Source organism: Cellulomonas humilata, assembly GCF_030814415.1.
In the GTDB taxonomy this organism is placed as follows: domain Bacteria; phylum Actinomycetota; class Actinomycetes; order Actinomycetales; family Cellulomonadaceae; genus Cellulomonas; species Cellulomonas humilata_A.
On the sequence record NZ_JAUSVB010000003.1, the window covers coordinates 54,609 to 72,592 of the forward strand.

The 17,984-nt window shown below is 72.7% G+C and carries 12 protein-coding genes; 5 read left to right on the forward strand and 7 right to left on the reverse strand.

Annotated elements, in window-relative coordinates:
- Nucleotides 1–23 precede the first annotated feature (23 nt).
- On the forward strand, nucleotides 24–1,409 hold the full coding sequence (locus J2X26_RS11300) for an ATP-binding protein (protein ID WP_307492326.1): 1,386 nt from the start codon (nucleotides 24–26) through the stop codon (nucleotides 1,407–1,409).
- Nucleotides 1,402–3,387, forward strand: a complete 1,986-nt coding sequence (locus J2X26_RS11305; RefSeq protein ID WP_307492327.1) for a vWA domain-containing protein — start codon at nucleotides 1,402–1,404, stop codon at nucleotides 3,385–3,387. The genes J2X26_RS11300 and J2X26_RS11305 overlap by 8 nt, the downstream gene beginning before the upstream one ends.
- Nucleotides 3,388–3,390: 3 nt before the next feature.
- Here J2X26_RS11305 and J2X26_RS11310 read toward each other — a convergent pair whose 3' ends face one another.
- The 3 genes from J2X26_RS11310 to J2X26_RS11320 are packed head-to-tail and all read right to left on the reverse strand — an operon-like array spanning nucleotide 3,391 to nucleotide 5,394.
- The gene (locus J2X26_RS11310; protein ID WP_307492329.1) at nucleotides 3,391–4,155 is read right to left on the reverse strand and encodes an SCO1664 family protein; all 765 of its coding nucleotides are present in this window, start codon (nucleotides 4,153–4,155) and stop codon (nucleotides 3,391–3,393) included.
- A complete protein-coding gene (locus J2X26_RS11315) occupies nucleotides 4,152–4,682 on the reverse strand; it encodes a DUF3090 domain-containing protein (protein ID WP_307492331.1) in 531 nt (176 codons plus the stop codon). The genes J2X26_RS11310 and J2X26_RS11315 overlap by 4 nt, the downstream gene beginning before the upstream one ends.
- Nucleotides 4,683–4,692: 10 nt before the next feature.
- Nucleotides 4,693–5,394 (reverse strand): histidine phosphatase family protein, encoded by a 702-nt coding sequence (locus tag J2X26_RS11320; RefSeq protein WP_307492333.1) that lies wholly within the window; start codon nucleotides 5,392–5,394, stop codon nucleotides 4,693–4,695.
- Between the two features lie 265 nt (nucleotides 5,395–5,659).
- Here J2X26_RS11320 and J2X26_RS11325 point away from each other — a divergent pair, with 265 nt between their 5' ends.
- A complete protein-coding gene (locus J2X26_RS11325; RefSeq protein ID WP_307492335.1) occupies nucleotides 5,660–7,726 on the forward strand; it encodes a CHAT domain-containing protein in 2,067 nt (688 codons plus the stop codon).
- Nucleotides 7,723–11,379, forward strand: a complete 3,657-nt coding sequence (locus tag J2X26_RS11330) for an NACHT and WD repeat domain-containing protein (protein ID WP_307492336.1) — start codon at nucleotides 7,723–7,725, stop codon at nucleotides 11,377–11,379. Before J2X26_RS11325 ends, J2X26_RS11330 begins: the two co-directional genes overlap by 4 nt.
- Before the next feature lie 16 nt (nucleotides 11,380–11,395).
- On the opposite strand, the gene J2X26_RS11335 is transcribed toward J2X26_RS11330, so the two are convergent.
- The gene (locus J2X26_RS11335; RefSeq protein ID WP_307492338.1) at nucleotides 11,396–12,826 is read right to left on the reverse strand and encodes a hypothetical protein; all 1,431 of its coding nucleotides are present in this window, start codon (nucleotides 12,824–12,826) and stop codon (nucleotides 11,396–11,398) included.
- 112 nt (nucleotides 12,827–12,938) lie between these two features.
- On the opposite strand from J2X26_RS11335, the gene J2X26_RS11340 reads away from it, so the two are divergent.
- Nucleotides 12,939–13,835, forward strand: coding sequence for an SDR family oxidoreductase (locus tag J2X26_RS11340; RefSeq protein WP_307492340.1), 897 nt, complete (start codon nucleotides 12,939–12,941; stop codon nucleotides 13,833–13,835).
- A gap of 4 nt (nucleotides 13,836–13,839) precedes the next feature.
- Here J2X26_RS11340 and J2X26_RS11345 read toward each other — a convergent pair whose 3' ends face one another.
- From J2X26_RS11345 to fabI, 3 genes are read right to left on the reverse strand one after another with little or no spacing between them, the layout of a single operon-like run.
- Complete coding sequence (locus tag J2X26_RS11345; RefSeq protein ID WP_307492342.1) at nucleotides 13,840–15,504, reverse strand: phospholipase D family protein; 1,665 nt, start codon at nucleotides 15,502–15,504, stop codon at nucleotides 13,840–13,842.
- 32 nt (nucleotides 15,505–15,536) lie between these two features.
- Complete coding sequence (locus J2X26_RS11350; RefSeq protein ID WP_307492344.1) at nucleotides 15,537–16,994, reverse strand: nitronate monooxygenase; 1,458 nt, start codon at nucleotides 16,992–16,994, stop codon at nucleotides 15,537–15,539.
- A 48-nt stretch (nucleotides 16,995–17,042) separates the two neighbouring features.
- Complete coding sequence (gene fabI / locus J2X26_RS11355) at nucleotides 17,043–17,810, reverse strand: enoyl-ACP reductase FabI (RefSeq protein ID WP_307492345.1); 768 nt, start codon at nucleotides 17,808–17,810, stop codon at nucleotides 17,043–17,045.
- Nucleotides 17,811–17,984: the final 174 nt, after the last annotated feature.

Consider the following 17,984-nt stretch of genomic DNA (forward strand, 5'->3'; position numbering starts at 1 on the left):
AAGCCGGACGTACGCTCGGCCGAATGATGCGTCCCACAGCGGCAACTGTCGGCGAGCTCCGTGCGTCGGGGCATGTGCACACGTCGGTGCGGGAAGAGATCCGCGCCAATCTCCTCGCGGCACTCCGAGAGGGTCGCGACCCCTGGCCGGGCATCCACGGCTTCGACGACACCGTCATCCCGCAGCTCGAGCGCGCACTGATCGCCGGCCACGACATCGTGCTGCTCGGCGAGCGCGGACAGGGCAAGACGCGACTTCTGCGCACTCTCCAAGGCCTGCTCGACGAGTGGTCGCCGGTCATCGACGGGTCGGAGATCGGCGAGCACCCGTTCGAGCCGATCACGGTGGCCAGCAAGAGGCGGGCAGCAGACGAGGGTGACGATCTCCCGATCACCTGGCGCCACCGCGACGAGCGGTACGTCGAGAAGCTCGCGACCCCGGACACGAGCGTCGCGGACCTCATCGGCGATGTGGACCCCATGAAGGTCGCCGAAGGGCGCGCGCTGGGGGACCCGGAGACGATCCACTTCGGCCTGGTCCCGCGCGGGCACCGGGGCATCGTCGCGATCAACGAGCTCCCCGACCTCGCGGAGCGCATCCAGGTGGCGATGCTGAACGTGATGGAGGAGCGGGACATCCAGATCCGCGGTTACGTGCTGCGGCTGCCGCTGGACGTGCTCGTGGTGGCCACCGCGAACCCGGAGGACTACACCAACCGCGGGCGGATCATCACGCCGCTCAAGGACCGCTTCGGGGCGGAGATTCGGACGCACTACCCGACCGAACTCAAAGACGAGGTCGCGGTCATCCGCCAGGAGGCACTCCTCCACGCGGTCGTGCCGGACCACCTCATCGAGATCCTGGCCCGCTTCACTACGGCGCTGCGGGAGTCGAGCTCGGTCGACCAGCGCAGCGGGGTGAGTGCGCGGTTCGCCATCGCGGGCGCGGAGACCGTCGCCGCCTCCGCTCTGCACCGGGCCGCACGGCAGGGCGAGCACGAAGCGGTGGCCCGGCCGGTCGACCTGGAGACGGCCGTCGACGTGCTCGCGGGCAAGATCGAGTTCGAGTCGGGGGAGGAGGGGCGCGAGGACGAGATCCTCGACCACCTGCTCCGTCTCGCCACCGCGGAGACCGTCCGTGCGCACCTCACGGGGATCGACTTCAGACTCCTGGTGGAGGCGATCCAGGGCGGCGCCATGGTGACGACCGGCGAGCATGTCACGGCGCGCGACGTGCTGGAAGGTCTCCCGCCGCTCGGTGAGTCCGAGCTGTACGACGACATCGCCAACCGTCTCAACGCCACGAACGACGGCGAGCGGGCGGCCGCGATCGAGCTCGCGCTGGAGGGTCTGTACCTGTCCCGACGGATCAGCAAGGAGTCCGGGGGCGGCGAGACGATCTATGGCTAGGCCGAACCGGCGCTTGAAGAGGTACACCCCGTACGTCGACGGGCCGGATCCGCTCGCGCCGCCGGTCGACCTGGCGGAGGCGCTGGACGCGATCGGCGGGGACGTCATGGCGGGCTACTCGCCCGAGCGCGCCATGCGCGAGTTCCTGCGGCGCGGGGGACGAGACCAGGCCGGTCTGGACGAGCTGGCGCGGCGCGTAGCCGAGAAGCGCAAGGAGCTGACCAGCAGGAACAACCTCGACGGCACCCTCCAGCAGGTCAAGGAGCTCCTCGACCGGGCAGTCCTGGCCGAGCGCAAGCAGCTGGCGCGCGACGTCGACATGGACGAGGGCGACCGCGCCTTGGCTCAGCTGCAGCTCGACAACCTGCCGTCGTCGCCGGCTGCCGCTGTCAACGAGCTCAACGGCTACGACTGGCGCAGCAACGAGGCGCGCGCCGAGTTCGACAAGATCAAGGACCTCCTGGGCCGGGAGGTCCTCGAGCAGCGCTTCGCCGGGATCAAGGAGGCGCTCGAGAACGCGACCGACGACGACCGGGCCGCGCTGAACGAGATGCTCGCCGACCTCAACGGGCTGCTCGACGCGCGGAAGCGTGGCCAGGACACCCAGGAGCAGTTCGACGACTTCATGGCCAAGTACGGGGACTACTTCCCCGAGCAGCCGCGGACGCTCGACGAGCTCCTGGACGCGCTCGCAGCACGGGCGGCCGCGGCGCAGCGGATGCGGAACTCGATGACGCAGGAGCAGCGCAACGACCTCGACGCGCTCGCGCAGCAGGCGTTCGGCTCGTCGGACCTCGTGAACGAGCTCAGGCAGCTGGACGACAGCCTGCGATCGCTGCGACCCGGCGAGAACTGGGGTGGGTCAGAAACAATGGACGGCCAGAACGGGCTCGGGCTCGGCGACGGCACGGGGGTGTTCCAGGATCTCGCCGACCTCGACGCGCTCGCGGAACAGCTCGCGCAGTCCTACGAGGGCTCCCAGCTGGACGACCTCGATCTCGAGAAGCTGTCCCGCCAGCTCGGACGCGACGCGGCCGTCGATGCCCGCACCCTGCAGCAGCTCGAGAAGGGCCTCAAGGAGAACGGCACGATCCGGCGCGGCTCGGACGGCCAGCTCGCGTTGACGCCGAAGGCCATGCGGCAGCTGGGCACGGCGGTTCTCAAAGACGTCGCGGACACGATGTCCGGCCGGACCGGCGGCCACGACATCCGCCGATCCGGCGCCGCGGGCGAGCCGTCGGGGTCCACCCGCCCGTGGGTGTTCGGCGACACCGAGCCGTGGGACGTGAGCAGGACCATCACCAACGCGCTGGTCCGCGGGTCGCGCACGATCCAGGTCGACGACGTCGAGATCCAGGAGACCGAGGCGCGCACCCAGGCATGCGTCGCGCTGCTCGTCGACACGTCGTTCTCGATGGCGATGGAGGGGCGCTGGGTGCCGATGAAGCGCACCGCGCTGGCGCTCCACACCCTGGTCACCAGCCGGTTCCGCGGGGACGACCTGCAGCTCATCGGGTTCGGGCGCGCCGCGAAGGTCATGCAGATCGAGCAGCTCGTCGGGCTCGACGAGAAGTGGGAGAAGGGCACCAACCTGCACCACGCCCTCCTGCTCGCCAACCGCCACTTCCGCAAGCACCCGAACGCCCAGCCCGTGCTCCTCATCGTCACCGACGGCGAGCCGACGTCCCACCTCGAGTCCGACGGCGAGGTCTTCTTCGACTACCCGCCGAACCCGATCACGATCGCGCTCGCGGTGCGCGAGCTCGACGGCTCGACGCGTCTGGGCGCCCGCACGACGTTCTTCCGCCTGGGCGACGACCCGGGTCTCGCGCGCTTCGTCGACGCCATGGCCAAGCGGGCGGGCGGCACCGTCGTCACGCCCGAGACGGACGACCTGGGCGCCGCGGTCATCGGGTCCTACCTGAGCTCGCGCCGCAACGGCGCTTTCGGCGGGTGGGGTCGCGACGAGGACTGGTAGAGCTCAGAAGAACGGCCAGGGGAACGCCGGCATGTCGCCCGACGGGCCGGGGAACGTGCTGGTCCGGAGCAGCCGGTCGCAGCGCTCGGCCAGCGCCTCCACCTCTGCGGTGCTGAGCAGCGAAGACAGGCGCTGACCGAGCTCGCGATCCAGTCCGGCGCGTACCTGTTCGACTCCCGCGACCTCGGCAGCGTCCAGCGGCTCGCCCCGCCAGCCCCACAGAACCGTGCGCAGCTTGTGCTCGACGTGGAACGAGACCCCGTGGTCGACGCCGTAGCGGTGACCGTCGGCCACGGGGAGGACGTGCCCGCCCTTGCGGTCGGCGTTGTTGACGACGACGTCGAAGACTGCCATCCGGCGCAGCGCGGGGGAGTCCTCGTGGATCAGGGTCAGCGGCTGGCCGCGGTCGTCGATGCCGTCGAAGACCGAGCGCCAGCCGTCCGGTGGCACGGCGTGGGCGGGGACGACATCGACCGGGTCCTGCGCGGCATCCGGCTGCTGCCAGAGCTGCACCATGCCCGGTCCCAGCGGGCCGTCGCGCAGGAGCGTCTCCGGCACGATGTCCCACCCGAACGCCTCGGAGACCAGGTAGGCCGCGGCCTCCCGGTTCGCCAGCGTCTCGTCGGGGAAGTCCCACAGGGGCCGCTCGCCGGCGACGGGCTTGTAGACGACGCTGGTCCCGCCGATCGTCGCGAGGAACGTCGCGTTCGAGGCGACCGTGATGCGTCCGACGAGCTCGAGCTCACCGCCGACGAGATCGGGCGTCACGGTTTGGGTGCGTCGCACACGTGGCCGTCGTCGTCGACAGGCTCGCCGCACCTCGGGCACAGCGGCCGGCCGGACCGGACGACCTGGCGGGTGCGCTCGACGAACGCCCGCGCGGTGCCCACGGGCATCCGGACCAGGAGCATCTCGTTCGGCTCGGCGTCCTCGTCCTCGGTCTCGTCCAACGGGAACGCCTCGACGACGATCTGCGCATTCGACGGATCCCAGGCCAGGCGCAGCAGGCCGGTGCGGAACTCCTCCTCGACGGGCTGGTCGAGCGGCTCGTTGTCGACGAGCTCGGCGGGAGTGGCGGCGGGGACGCTGAAGCGGTTCCCTTCGTCGGCCATCAGTGCGTCGAGGATCTCGTCGATCTTCTCGGCGAGCACGGCGGACTGCTCCTTCTCCAGCGCGACGCTCGCGCTCCGAGCGCCGTCGCGCACCTGCAGGTAGAAGGTGCGGGAACCCGGGTGACCGACCGTGCCGACGACGACGCGATCGGGCCAGTCGAACTGGTGGACAAGATCCGGCATGCCGACCATTTTAGGAGGGCGGAGCCGTTCCCGGCCCGGCGCCGCCACCCACCTGCGCGTCGCCGACCGGACCGGCGGCGCGCAGCCACGAGAGATCGCCCGAGTCCGTGTTGGTGGCCACCACCTCGGGTCGACTGGTCCCGTACCGGACGATCGACACCGATCCGGGGTTGACGGTGATGCGCTGGAAGAGGTCGAGGTGCATGCCGAGGGCGTCGGCGAGGACGGACTTGATGATGTCGCCGTGCGTGACGGCCACCCACACCGCGCCGGCGCCGTGCTCCTCCTCCAGCGCCGCGTCGTGCCGGCGGACCGCCGCGACCGACCGGGCCTGCATGGCCGCCATCGACTCGCCGCCGGGGAACACGGCCACGGACGGCTGGGTCTGCACGGCCGACCACAACGGCTCCTTGGCCAGGTCACGAAGCGGCCGCCCCTGCCACTGCCCGTAGTCGCACTCGGTGAGGTCGGGCTCGAGCCGCACCGGATCGGCGCCCGGCTGGTGCTCCGCGATGATCTGCGCCGTCTGCCTGCACCGCTCCAGAGGACTGGAGATCACGGCCACCAGCGGCACGATGCCGATGCGTTCCGCCGTGCGCATCGCCTGGCCCTGCCCGACGTCGTCGAGGTCCACTCCGGGCGCCCGCCCGCTCAGGATGCCCGCGACGTTCGCCGTGCTCCGACCGTGCCGGACGAGGAGGACTGTGGCCATGCCTGGAGCCTAGAGACCCAGCCAGCGGCGCCGCCGGGACCACCGGTCCCGCGACGGTCCTGATCAACGCCCTGGCGCCGATCCTGGAGTAGACGGGCGGCCCTATCCGCAGCGATCCCGCGGGAGGACTATGCAGGTGAGGGCGTCGTGCGCGGACCTGCCTGTATCAGGCCCGGTGCGCGGTGATCCTCACTAGGGACGGGGGCTCGTCGTCTCCGGCCGGAGGATCGCCGCGCGGTGCCGCGCGTGCGGGACGGGGTGTGGCATGAGTGACTACGCCGACCTGGAGATCACACTGCTGCGCCGGGACTCGGTCACCTACGTCATCCAGCCGCGCTTCGCCCGGCCCAAGTCGGACACCGATGTCCGGCTCGACGCCGACGGACCGCTCGTGGCCCACATCGATCCCGACGCGCTGCAGGACCTGGACGACGACGAGTACGGTCGCGCGCTCGGCGAGTGCCTCTTCGGTGGTGGCTTCGGGACGGCGTTCCGGATGGCTGTCGCGACGTCGCAGAGCGAGGGCGTCCGGCTGCGGGTCCGGCTCGTCATGGACTCCAGCGCGGCGGCGCTGCACGAGCTGCGGTGGGAGACGATCCGCGACCCGCGGGACGGCTCGACCCTCACGACGAGCGAGAACGTGCTGTTCTCGCGCTACCTCGGCAGCCTCGACTGGCGATCGGTCACGCTCGGTCCGCGCGAGAGCCTGAGCGCCCTGGTGGTCGTGGCCGCGCCGTCCGGGCAGCTCCGCCTCACCGACGGGCGCGTCCTCGAGCCGTTCGACGCCGAGGACGAGCTGCGCCGCGCACGCGACGGGCTGGTGGGCTACCGGATCGACGCGCTGCCCAGCGCCACCGGGAGACCGACGATCGACCAGATCGTCGACAAGCTGCGCTCCGGGTACGACGTGCTCTACCTCGTCTGCCACGGCTACCTGCACCACGAGGAACCCGTGCTGGTGCTCGAGGGCGAGGACGGGCAGCCGAGGACGATCCTGGGCAGCGAGCTCGCCGACCGGATCCGTGAGCTGACCCGGCTGCCCCGGCTCGTCTACCTGGCGTCCTGCCAGACCGCCGGCGCGGGCGACGAGCGGCACAGCGAGGACGCCGGGGTGCTGTGCGCGCTCGGCCCCCGCCTGGCCGCGTCGGGTGTCCCCGCCGTGATCGCCATGCAGGGCAACATCACGATGACGACCGCGGGCGAGTTCGCCACCGCGTTCTTCCGCGCCCTGAACGACGACGGCCTGGTCGACCGCGCGACGGCGGTGGCCCGCGGAGCGGTTCGCGGACGACCCGACTGGTGGGCCCCCACGCTGTTCATGCGGCTCAAGAGCGGACGGCTCTGGTACGCCTCAGGCAGCGCAGGCGGCGACGCCGGCCCCGACATCTGGCCGGATCTGATCACGATGATCAAGGCGGGATTCTGCACACCGATCATCGGGCCGGCGATCAGCGACGCCCTGCTCGGGACGCGGCAGGAGATCGCGCGCGCGTGGGCCACGCGGTACCGGTACCCGATGGCTCCGCACAACCGGGAGAGCCTCCCGCAGGTCGCGCAGTGGCTGTCGGTCGCGCACAGCCGCCCGCTCCTCGGGCTCGAGCTCGACAGCCAGCTGCGCGGTGCGCTGCACACGAGGTTCGAGGGGGAGCTGCCGCCCGAGGCGCTGGAGCCCACCGCGCCGATCGAGGACGTGCTCGCCGCGGGCTGGACCGCGCTGCACGCCCGCGGGGCCGTCGAGCCGTACTCGGTCCTGGCCGACCTGCCGCTGCCGATCTACCTCACGACCCAGCCGTCCCGGCTGCTCGCGAACGCCCTCGAGGCCGTGGGACGCGAGCCGGAGGTCGTCCTGTGCCGCTGGAACGAGGAGACGGACTGGCCCGAGTCGGTCTTCGACCGCGAGCCGGGCTACAAGCCGACTGTGCAGCGTCCGCTCGTCTACCACCTGCTCGGGCTACTCGAGCTCCCGTCGTCGCTCGTCCTGACCGAGGACGACTACTTCGACTTCCTCACCGGGGTGACACGTGACCGCGAGGTGGTCCCCAAGTCGGTCCGCGCCGCACTCTCCGCCTCGGCGCTGATGTTCGTCGGGTTCCGCATCGACGAGTGGGACTTCCGTGTCCTGTTCAGCGGTCTGATGAAGACCGAGGGGGCCAACCTCCGCAAGGGGTTCAGTCACGTCGCTGTGCAGATCGACCCGGAGGAGGGCAGCACGATCGACGCGGCACGCGCGAGGGCCTACCTGGAGCGGTACATGCTCAAGACCGACATCAGCCTGTACTGGGGGAGCTCGGACGCGTTCCTCAAGGAGCTGCACGGGTGGGTCGCGCGATGACCACCGACACCGTGGGCCTGCGGACCGACAACCCCTACGTGGGGCCGCGGTCGTTCCGCAGGGGCGACCCCCTGTACGGCCGCACCGCCGAGTGCAACGACCTGCGCGACCTCGTCGTCTCCGAGCGGATCGTCCTGGTGTACTCGCCGTCCGGCGCCGGCAAGTCGTCGCTGCTGAACGCTGCGCTCTTCACCGCGCTGGAGGAGGTGCGGCTCGAGGTGCTGCCCGTGGTCAAGGTCGGCCACGTGCCCCCGCTGGACCTCGGCGGCGTGCCGGTGCGCAACCGGTACGTGCTGAGCGCGCTGCTCTCGCTGGAGGAGGGAGTGCCACCCGACCACCAGCTGCCCGCGGAGCTGCTCGCCACCATGACGCTGGACGAGTACCTCCGGGCGCGACCGGACATGGACGGTGTGCCGGGCAACGAGGTGCTGGTCTTCGACCAGTTCGAGGACATCCTGACCGCGGACCCGACGGACGAGGCCGGTCGCCGGGAGTTCTTCGTCGAGCTCGGAGCGGCACTGCGGGACCGGACGCGATGGGCAGTGTTCGCGATGCGCGAGGACTTCCTCGCCGCGCTCGACCCCTACGTGCGGCACATCCCGACGCGCCTGGCCACGCGGTACCGGCTGGACCTGCTGACGGCCGAGCAGGCGCTCGAGGCCGTCATCGAACCGGCACGGCACGCGGGCGTGACCTTCGAGCGGGATGCGGCGCAGCAGCTCGTCGACGACCTGCGCCGGGTACGGGCCCAGCGGCCGGACGGTCCTGCGGATGTGCTCGGCCAGTACGTCGAGCCGGTCCAGCTGCAGGTCGCCTGCACCAGCCTCTGGTCCCGTCTGCAGCCGGGGGCGACGCGCATCGACGAGACGGACGGCATCGCCCAGGGCGGTGTGGAGCACGCCCTTTCGGTGTACTACGACATGCACGTCGAATGGGCCGCCTGGTCGGTGGGTGTGCCCAGCGGGCTGGTCCGTGACTGGTTCGAGGAGCGGCTCATCACGCCGCAGGGTCTGCGCGGGCAGGACTTCGCCGGCCCGCTGCGTTCGGGACCCGCTGACGCCGCTCTGCTGACCCGGCTCATCGACGCGCACCTCGTCCGCGCCGAGCACCGCCGCCAGGCGACCTGGTACGAGCTGACGCACGACCGGTTCGTCGCACCGATCCGTGGCAGCAACGCCGCGTGGCGCCATGCCCACACGACCCCCTTCGAGCGAGGGGCGCAGCAGTGGGCTGCCGAGAGCCAGCCGGAGCACCTGCTGTTCACCGGGCCGGCGCTCGCGCAGGCCGAGGCGTACCTGGCCGGACGCCGTGTGCCGCTCGCTCCTCGGGAGGCCGAGTTCCTGACGGCGTCCCGCGCGCTGGACGCACGGCGGCGGCGCGAGCGGCGGACGACGAGGGTGCTCGCGGCTCTCGTCGTCGCCCTGGCGATCGTCGGGGTGATGGCCGGCGCCGCCTTCGTCAACCAGGTGTCGGCGCAGCAGGAGAGCGCACGGCATCGGCTCCTGCTCGCTGCGTCCAACGCGCTGCAGTGGAACCAGGAGGCGGGGGTGGGCCTCACGGCGGAAGTCGCCGGCGAGCTCGACGTGGGCGACATCGACGACGTGGCGCGCGACGTCCTCTATCGCTCCGCCAGCGCGTCCGGCGTGACCGCCGTGATGGGCGAGCAGGAAGATGTCGTCCTGTCGTTCGACGTCGCCGAGGACGGTCGCATGATCGTGGTGGCCACGCTCGACGGGGTGACGCTGTGGACCCGCGATCCCGACGGGGCCGGCACAGTGACCCCGGACATGGCGCTCGAGCTGCCGGAGGAGACCTTCGTCCTGGGGGGCCTCGACCTGAGCCGGGACCAGAGCACGGCAGCGGCCGCGCTGGACGACAGGTCGGTCGTCGTCTGGGACGTCGCGACCGGGGCGTCCGAGGTGTGGCCGGCCGGCGACGAGGACGTCTTCCGGCTCGCGCTCGCGCCGGACGGGAGCGCGGTGGCCACCACCGACGTCACCGGCGTGCTGAGGCTGCACGACCGTCACGGCGTCGAGCTGCCGCTGGAGCCGACCACGACCGGGATCTGGTACGCGGACTTCAGCCCCGACGGCACTCTCCTCGCGGGGGCCGGCGACCTGGTGACGTCCCTCTGGGACCTGCCGACCGGCGCGGCGGCGGGGACGATCCCCCACGGCTCGGGCGGCGCCGTCTCCTTCGGCCCGGACAGCAGGTCGGTCGCGACCATCAGCTACGACGGGACCATGACCGTCTGGAACCTCGACACTCTTGCGCAGACCTCGCAGTCCGTACCACCTGAGTCCGTGGTCGGGGGCGCGACGTATCCCAGCGTCGATCTGACGCGTCGCGTCGACGTCCTCGCGGACGGGCGGGTGTCGGTGTCGGACGCGACGACGGGCGAGATCATCGCCGTCGCGAACGTCCCGGGGGCCGCTGTGCTGGCCGCCGTCGTCGACCCGGCCGACGAGGGACAGATCATCGTGCTGCCGGACCAGGGTGCGGCCTCGATCTGGCGAACGGAGCTGACTGCCGCGCCGGCGGCCGTCGCGATCGACGCAGGCGTGACGTACACCGTCTGGGCCGACGGGCGCGTGCGCACCACGCCCGGAAGCGTTCCGACGGCGCCCGAACCGTCGACCGACGCGGCGCCACGCGCGGAGCGGCCGGTGCCCCCGTCGGCGTCGGTCGACCCCTCGGCGCCCCCGTTGGCGTCAGCCCTCGACCGCGCGGCACCTCCGTTGGCGGCAGCCGTCGACCGCTCGGCGTTCCTCCCCAAGATCTCTTCGGCGGTGCCGGATGCGGGAGCGCCCGCGGCCGAGCGCGACCAGGTCGTCGCCTTCGACGCGGACACGGCCAGCCACCGGGGCGTCACGGTCGCTCGGTCCGGTCGCGCCACGGCCATGGACCTCGACGTCGGTGGCGACGCCGTCCTGGTCGACAGCGGTGCCGAGCGGTTCCGCAGCGCGAGCATCGGCGGGCCGGTCGTCGCGACCATCGACGACGCCGGGCAGGTCGAGCTGTGGGACGCCCTCGACGGCACGTCGGTCCGACTGCTCGAGCTCAGCGACGGGTACGAACCGGAGTTCGTCGAGCTGTCGGCTGACGGTGCACGCGCGCTGGTCGCGCTGACCGCGGACGCCGTGTGGCGAGGTGCGCCGGTGGCGTTGCTGGTGGACGTCGAGGAGGGGACGTCCCTCGAGCTCGCCCTCGCTGAGGGTCGCTCGTGGCGCGAGGTCATCACTGCTGCAGCATTCAGTGCCGACACCGACACTGTGGTCCTCGGCACCAGCCTGGGCGCCGTCATTGCCTTCGACGCCGCCTCGGGGGATCAGGTGTGGGAGGAGGGTCCGCACCAGCGGAAGGTCAGCACCCTGACCTTCGCCGCCGACCGCATCGTGACGACGAGCGCCGACGGTCGCGTCTGGGTGGCCGAGGGCGACACGGGGACCGAGGTGCGTTCCGTGCCGGTCGAGGCCCACCTCGTGGGCGCGAGCCTCACCCCGGACGGCGGGGCGGTGATCGCGGTCACGGCCGGCGGCTCGGAGATCGAGCTCCCGCTCGACGACGCCGAGCTGCTGCGCGTCGTCGAGGACAAGGTCACGCGCGAGCTCACCGCCAAGGAGTGCGCCCAGTTCTCCCACGACGTCTGCTGACGGCCGGCGCCACTGTTCAGGTCCCGGGGCCGAGGCCTGCGGAGCCCGCGGGGGCGACCCGGACTGCCGGGTCGCCGAGGACGACGTAGCCCCGCGAGTCGTGCAGGGCGGTCCACAGGCCGACGAGCTCCGTCGCGTCGACCGCCGTGCCGTACGTGCGCTCGGTCTGGAGCCGGTCCGTCACCTCCGTGGCCAGCTCGGCGTACCGGGCTGTCATGGCTTCCATCGCGAAGCCGAGCCGCTCACCGTTCATGAGCGCGAGGAGCGTGCTGCGGAACGGCGTGATCTGCGTCGCCATCCGCTTCCACAGGAACGAGCAGCTCCAGGCCCGGTCGACGTGCCCGACGAAGGCGAGGGCACCTCCGGCAGGCTGGCTCAGCATCCGCTGAGGCAGCCGGGACGTGAACGCCCGGTCGGCGAGCTCGACCAGCGAACCCGTGCCGCCCGGGTAGTCCGACCGGCGTGGGGTGCCCGCCCCGAAGCACGCGAACGTGAACACGACCCGGGGACGCACGGCGGCATCCCCGAGGTCGTCCGCCGCCACGTAGTGCTCCGCGTCGACGGGACCCGACGCCGCGAGCGGCCCCGGCCAGTCCTGGCAGAGCAGGGCGCCGACGACCTCCGGTGGCGTGCCTGGCGCCGCGGACAGGCCGTGCCCCGCCGTGAACAGCACGTCGGGGCCGTCCGGGCCGACGAGCAGGTCGAGGAGGCGCGACTTGGTCGCGCCCGCGCCGACGTCCGACGACGTGTCCCACACGCCGGTGTGCGCACCGAGCTGGTTGCCGAGCGGCTCGACCAGCCGGGACGAGCTCAGCGCCGTGGGGGTGTCGTCCGGATGGCGCGTGGCGAACAGCTGCAGGCTTCGTCGCGCGGAGGTCTCTGCGCGGCGCGCGGCGTCGTCGCGCTCGGCCGCGACCACGGACGCGGCGTAGGCCGCGTAGGCCGTCGGGTCCGGCAGGTCCAGCCGCCCGACCGCGTACGAGACGCCGAGCTGGTACTGGAACTCGAACGGGATCTGCTCGGGGCCGCCGACCAGGAGCAGGTAGTAGGGCACCACGTGCGGATCGACCACCGACGGCCCCGTCCCGTGGCGCGCGAGGAAGTCGTTCTTCGACTCGCCGGCGCGCACGGCCAGCACCTGGAAGACCTCGCCCGCCTCGTCCTTCCGGAGCTGCAGCAGCGGTGCGAGCGCGTCCATGATCTCCATCGAGATGGTCTCGGCGACCACCATCCCCCAGCCCGCCGAGGCCAGGTCGTCCGCGCGATAGCCGTAGGCCAACCCGAAGTGGGCCTCGGAGGCGCGGTGGCGGCGGCGCAGGTCGCGGGCGTCCGGGGGCGCCGCACCGTTGTCCCGGAGCGCGGCCGCGAGGGCGCTCAGGGACACGGGCGACGTGGCGTACGTGCCCGTCGAGACGTCGATGCCGTTGAGCTCGAGCAGCTCCGTCATGGCAGCACCCCCGGACCGAGGCTAGGCCCCGAGGTTCGCGTTGACCAGGGCCGACGCCCGCAACCCGTCGCTCCGATATCGTTATCGAACTCACCGGCGAGATGGAGATGAGATGTCCCCCGATCAGCTCACGTTCGACAACCCCGTCGAGCGGCACTCGCACATCAAGCCGCACGCCTCCTGGCAGCCGCTGCCGGGCCTGGACGCGGAGCTCGACCCGAAGGCCGACCACGGCGAGACCAGCTATCGGGGGACCGGTCGCCTGCCCGGCCGCAAGGCCCTCATCACCGGCGGTGACTCCGGGATCGGCGCGGCGGTGGCCATCGCGTTCGCGCGCGAGGGTGCGGACGTGGCGCTCAGCTACCTGCCCGAGGAGCAGGTCGACGCGGAGGCCGTCGCGGAGCACGTGCGCGCGGCGGGCCGCACGGTGGTCCTCCTGCCCGGTGACATCCGGGACCGCGAGTTCTGCCGGTCCCTGGTCGCCGACGCGGTGGAGGGCCTCGGCGGGCTCGACATCCTGGTGAACAACGCGGCGCACCAGGTGTACCACCAGAGCTTCGACGAGCTGGACGAGGCCGACCTGGACCGCACGATCCAGACGAACCTGTACGCGATGTTCTGGATCACGCGCGACGCTCTGCCGCACCTGGGCCCGGGCTCGACGATCATCAACAGCACGTCGGTCCAGGGGTACAACCCGTCGCCGATGATCATCAACTACGCGTCGACGAAGTTCGGGATCATCGGCTTCACCAAGGCGCTCGCCGCGGATCTCGCGCCCCGCGGCATCCGCGTGAACGCCGTCGCACCGGGTCCGGTGTGGACGCCGCTGCAGGTGTCCGACGGGCAGCCGACGGAGAAGCTCAACGGGTTCGGAGAGTCGTCCTGGCTCGGCCGGACGAGCCAGCCGGTCGAGCAGGCACCGGCCTACGTGTTCCTCGCCTCGCCGGAGTCGAGCTTCGTCGTGGGCGAGGTCATCAACGTCAACGGCGGGGCGAACGTGCCCTGACACCTCAGTGCTGACTGCGCGCCTTCATCCACGCCGGCCGCCCGTCGGGGTCCACGACCGTGCGGTACGCCGGGGTCGCGAGCAGCCGCTGCCAGAGCGGGATCCGCACGACCGCGTGGGTCCGCAGCCGGCCCGGCGGGCGTGGGCCCGAGCGCCCGCCGTCGTGCCACGCGTCGAGGGCGGCCGCGCTCGAACGGAGGGCCTCGACGGCGTCGGCGGGATCGATCAGCCCGGCGTCGTCGTCGCGATCGAGGTGCTCGCGCCACAGCTCGAGCCGGAGCTCGCGCGCGAAGGCACGTGCTCCGTCGCCCAGGCCCGCCGGGTCCCGCGGTTCGCGCCCGTCCAGTCGCCGGTCGAGGACCGCTGCGGTGAGCTCGGAGTCGTGCGTCCAGGACCGGCGGTTGAAGTTGTCGCTGCCCACCGTGGCCCACACGTCGTCGATCACGCAGACCTTCGCGTGCACGTAGACGGGGACGCCGTCGTGGTTCTCGACGTCGAGCACCGTCACGCGGTCGCCCCCCGCGGCGCGCACGATCTGCAGGGCCTGCGCGTGGCCGAGCCGCACGGGCGGCAGGCTCAGCCGGTCGTCCTGGTCCGGATGGCGGGGGACGACGGCGACGAGGTGGAGCCCGGGCTCGCGGCGCAGCGCGGCGGCGAAGACCCGCGCGACGTCGGCCGACCACAGGTACTGGTCCTCGATGTACACGAGGCGCCGGGCTCGCCGCAGCGCCTTGGCGTACCCGCGGGCGGCGCTGCGTTCGCCGTCCGGCGCGAACGGGTACCCGGGACGGCGCTGCGGGTAGGTGCGCAGGAGCTGGACCGCGCAGGTGCCGGCCAGGGGTGGATCGGGCGCCGGCGGGGGGAGCGGGCCGGGCTCCCGGTCCTCCCGGTGCAGCACGTCCGGCACCGCCTGCCACGGCAGCCGCGAGAGCGCGGCGGGGTCCTCCCACCGCTCCCGGAACACGTCCTCGACGTCGCGGACCGCCGGGCCGCGGATCTCGACGTGGACGTCGTGCCACGCGGGCCGCGGCCCGTACTGGTGGGCGAACGGGACGGCCTGGGGGTCGCCGCGGTGCCCCGCGTCGTCCCGCCGACCGTGCGCCAGGTCGATCCCACCGAGCAGGGCGACGTCGTCAGCGGGCCGCGACGGGTGGCGGATGACCACGAACTTCTGGTGGTGGCTGCCGACGGCGCGGACGCGCTGGTCGAGGAGCACCTCGCCGCCCGCGTCGTTGACCCGCTCGGCGAGGCTGCGGTTCTCCTCGTTCGAGAACCGCAACCGGTCCAGGTGCGACCGCCACATCAGACCCTTGACGAGTGCGCCGCGCAGCACGGCGGCCGAGAGCGCCTCGGTGACGGTCGCACCACCGTCGGTGAGCCGCTGGTCGGGGTCGCCGCGCCAGTCGCTGAACAGCACCAGGTCGCCCCGGCCCACCTGCGCGAGCGCCTCGGCGAGGGCGGCGAAGTACGTGGAGCCGTGCACGAGCGGGCGCACCGCGTTGCCCTCGGTCCAGGGTCGGAGGCGCGTCGCGTCGTTGCCGCGCTGCTCCGCGGTGAGGAACCAGCCGAGCTCCGTCCGCCCGCCTGCGATCGCCGGCAGGCGGACGCCGGACCGGGGTGCGCGACGCCGGAGCGACGTGACGCGGAGCGCGGGGAGCGCGTGGTGCACGGGATCACACTCACACACGTGGATGGACGCGGCTACGCAGGAGCCCGGGACAGGAGCCAGTCGACAACCTGGTCGGCGGACCAGCCGTCGGGGTACAGCTCGGCCAGCCGGCCGGCGCCGCTGAGGTCGGCGCCCAGGGTGACCAGGGCCTCCTCGGTGCGCCCGTCGGGCCGGGTCTGGCCGAGGCCGACGTCGGCCGACAGCGCGTTGCACAGGCACGCCCGGCCGGCGGCGTCGTCGGCAGACCCGCCCTTGCGGACGAACATCTCGACCGGCTCGGCCGGGCAGCGGTACCCCACGCGGCCGTCGTCCTTGCGGTACGGCGAGCGCAGGTAGCCCAGGTCGCACAGGCGTGGCCGGGCGGCGCGCACGGCCGGGTCGGAGAGTGACCCCTCGAGCTGGGCGACCTTGAACGGGAAGCCGGTCGGTGAGGCGTCGCCGTCGGTGAGGACCTCGAGGGTTCCTGCCCGCAGCCGGGCCAGGAGCCGCGCGCGCAGCTCCGGGGTCAGCCCCGAGTCGGCGCTCAGCGCGAAGACCGTCCCCACCTGGACCCCGGTCGCGCCCGTCGCCACCGCAGCCCGGACGGCCTCGGGGGTGCCGAGCGAGCCGGCGAGCCAGAACGGCAGACCCACGGCCGCGACCTTGCCGATGTCTGCCTGGTCCCGGGCGCCGAACACCGGCTGGCCGCGCTCGTCCCGCACGGGCCGTCCCCGCGGCGGCGCGTTGTGGCCTCCCGCCCGCGGCCCCTCGACGACGAAGCCGTCGGGCCGGATCGCGGGGTCGCGCGTCAGGTAGGCGGCGAGGACCTCGCTGGACACGATCGCCAGGAACATCGGCCGCTCCAGCGGCGGCAGACCGGGACCGAGCAGGTCGGGCGGGTCGATCGTGACGGCGTGGTCGCCGCCGGGGTCGCCGGCCACGTCGACGGGCAGCCGGGTCGGGCGGTGCGCCGCGAGGGCGTCGAGCAGGTGCGGCAGGTGGCGCGGGATGCCGGCGCCGACGAGCACGGCGTCGACGCCCGCGAGCATCGCCCCGTACGCGGCGGCGGGCAGCGCCATCTGGACCTTCTCCAGGTAGTTGATGCCGACGGGGCCGCTGTGGCCGGCCTTGGCCAGCCACACCTCGACGAAGTTGCCGAGCACGGTCAGCTCCTGGACGGCTCGACCCGGTCGGATGCTGAGCCGCGGCACCGGGGTGTACGCCACGCCCGGCGCCCGCCCGCCGGGCCGCAGGTACCGCGCGAGCACGCGCTCGACGATCGCCCGTACCGGGAACGCCGCCATCGCGCGACGGACCGAGCCGTCGAGGTCCCCGTCCTCGAGCCGTCGCGCCAGCACGAGGTCCAGCGCGGTCCCCGACACCACGCCGAGCTGTCCGCGCCTCGCGACGGCCGACGCCAACCGCCAGGACGAGACGGCCACCCCCATCCCACCCTGGATGATCGGCGGGAGCGCTCGTCGCAGTGCCGGCACGGGCAGGGAAGTCGACATCGAGCTCTCCAGGGTGGTGGGACGTCGGTAGCGCCGGGCCGGTGGGGCCTACAGCCCCATCGCGTGCACCCCGCCGTCGACGTGCACGAGCTCGCCGGTCGTGGCGGGGAACCAGTCCGAGAGCAGCGCCACGACGGCGCGAGCGGTCGGGCCGGCGTCGTGGACGTCCCATCCGAGCGGGGCGCGATGGTCCCACCCGCTCTCGATCGTCTCGAAGCCGGGGATGGACTTGGCCGCGGTCGACCGGACCGGGCCCGCGGCGACCAGGTTGACCCGGATCCCCTCGGGACCCAGGTCTCGGGCCAGGTAGCGCGAGGTCGACTCGAGGGCGGCCTTGGCGACGCCCATCCAGTCGTAGACCGGCCACGCCACGCTCGCGTCGAACGTCAGGCCGACGACCGAGCTGCCCCGGCGCATGAGCGGCTGCGTCGCGACCGCCAGGGCCTTCAGGGAGTACGCCGAGACCTCCAGCGCGGTCGACACGTCGGACCACTGGCCGCCGAGGAAGTCGCCGCCGAGGACTGACTGCGGGGCGAAGCCGATGGAGTGGACGACGCCGTCCAGACGGTCCGCGTGCTCTCCGACCGCCCCGGCCAGGGCCGCCAGGTCCGCGGAGGACGTGACGTCGAGAGTGACCACCGGCGCCACGTCGGGCAGCCGCCGGGCGATCGCCTCGGTCAGCCGCTGCTGGCGGCCGAACGACGTGAGGACCACCTGCGCACCCTGCTCCTGGGCGAGCCGGGCCACGTGGAAGGCGATCGAGCCCTCCGTGAGCACCCCGGTCACCAGGATCGTCTTGCCGTCGAGCAGGGGCATCGGCATCTCCTCCGGTGTCGGTGCCGATCTCGTTGTCGTCCGGCTCCCACGACGCTAGTCAGCCACGGCCGCGCCGCCAGGGTCGTTCGGCACCTTGACAGGCGGGCCGTGATGCGGGCTGCGCCGCGCGGGGCCGATCCGGTCCTGCGCCCGCCGCCGCGTGGGAGCATCGTG

Bases quoted from the DNA above. Each gene is read 5' to 3' on its own strand.
- J2X26_RS11300 (WP_307492326.1), top strand. From the start codon at position 24: ATGATGCGTCCCACAGCGGCAACTGTCGGCGAGCTCCGTGCGTCGGGG.
- J2X26_RS11305 (WP_307492327.1), top strand. From the start codon at position 1,402: ATGGCTAGGCCGAACCGGCGCTTGAAGAGGTACACCCCGTACGTCGAC.
- J2X26_RS11315 (WP_307492331.1), bottom strand. From the start codon at position 4,682: ATGCCGGATCTTGTCCACCAGTTCGACTGGCCCGATCGCGTCGTCGTC.
- J2X26_RS11320 (WP_307492333.1), bottom strand. From the start codon at position 5,394: ATGGCCACAGTCCTCCTCGTCCGGCACGGTCGGAGCACGGCGAACGTC.
- J2X26_RS11325 (WP_307492335.1), top strand. From the start codon at position 5,660: ATGAGTGACTACGCCGACCTGGAGATCACACTGCTGCGCCGGGACTCG.
- J2X26_RS11330 (WP_307492336.1), top strand. From the start codon at position 7,723: ATGACCACCGACACCGTGGGCCTGCGGACCGACAACCCCTACGTGGGG.
- J2X26_RS11335 (WP_307492338.1), bottom strand. From the start codon at position 12,826: ATGACGGAGCTGCTCGAGCTCAACGGCATCGACGTCTCGACGGGCACG.
- J2X26_RS11340 (WP_307492340.1), top strand. From the start codon at position 12,939: ATGTCCCCCGATCAGCTCACGTTCGACAACCCCGTCGAGCGGCACTCG.
- J2X26_RS11350 (WP_307492344.1), bottom strand. From the start codon at position 16,994: ATGTCGACTTCCCTGCCCGTGCCGGCACTGCGACGAGCGCTCCCGCCG.
- fabI (WP_307492345.1), bottom strand. From the start codon at position 17,810: ATGCCCCTGCTCGACGGCAAGACGATCCTGGTGACCGGGGTGCTCACG.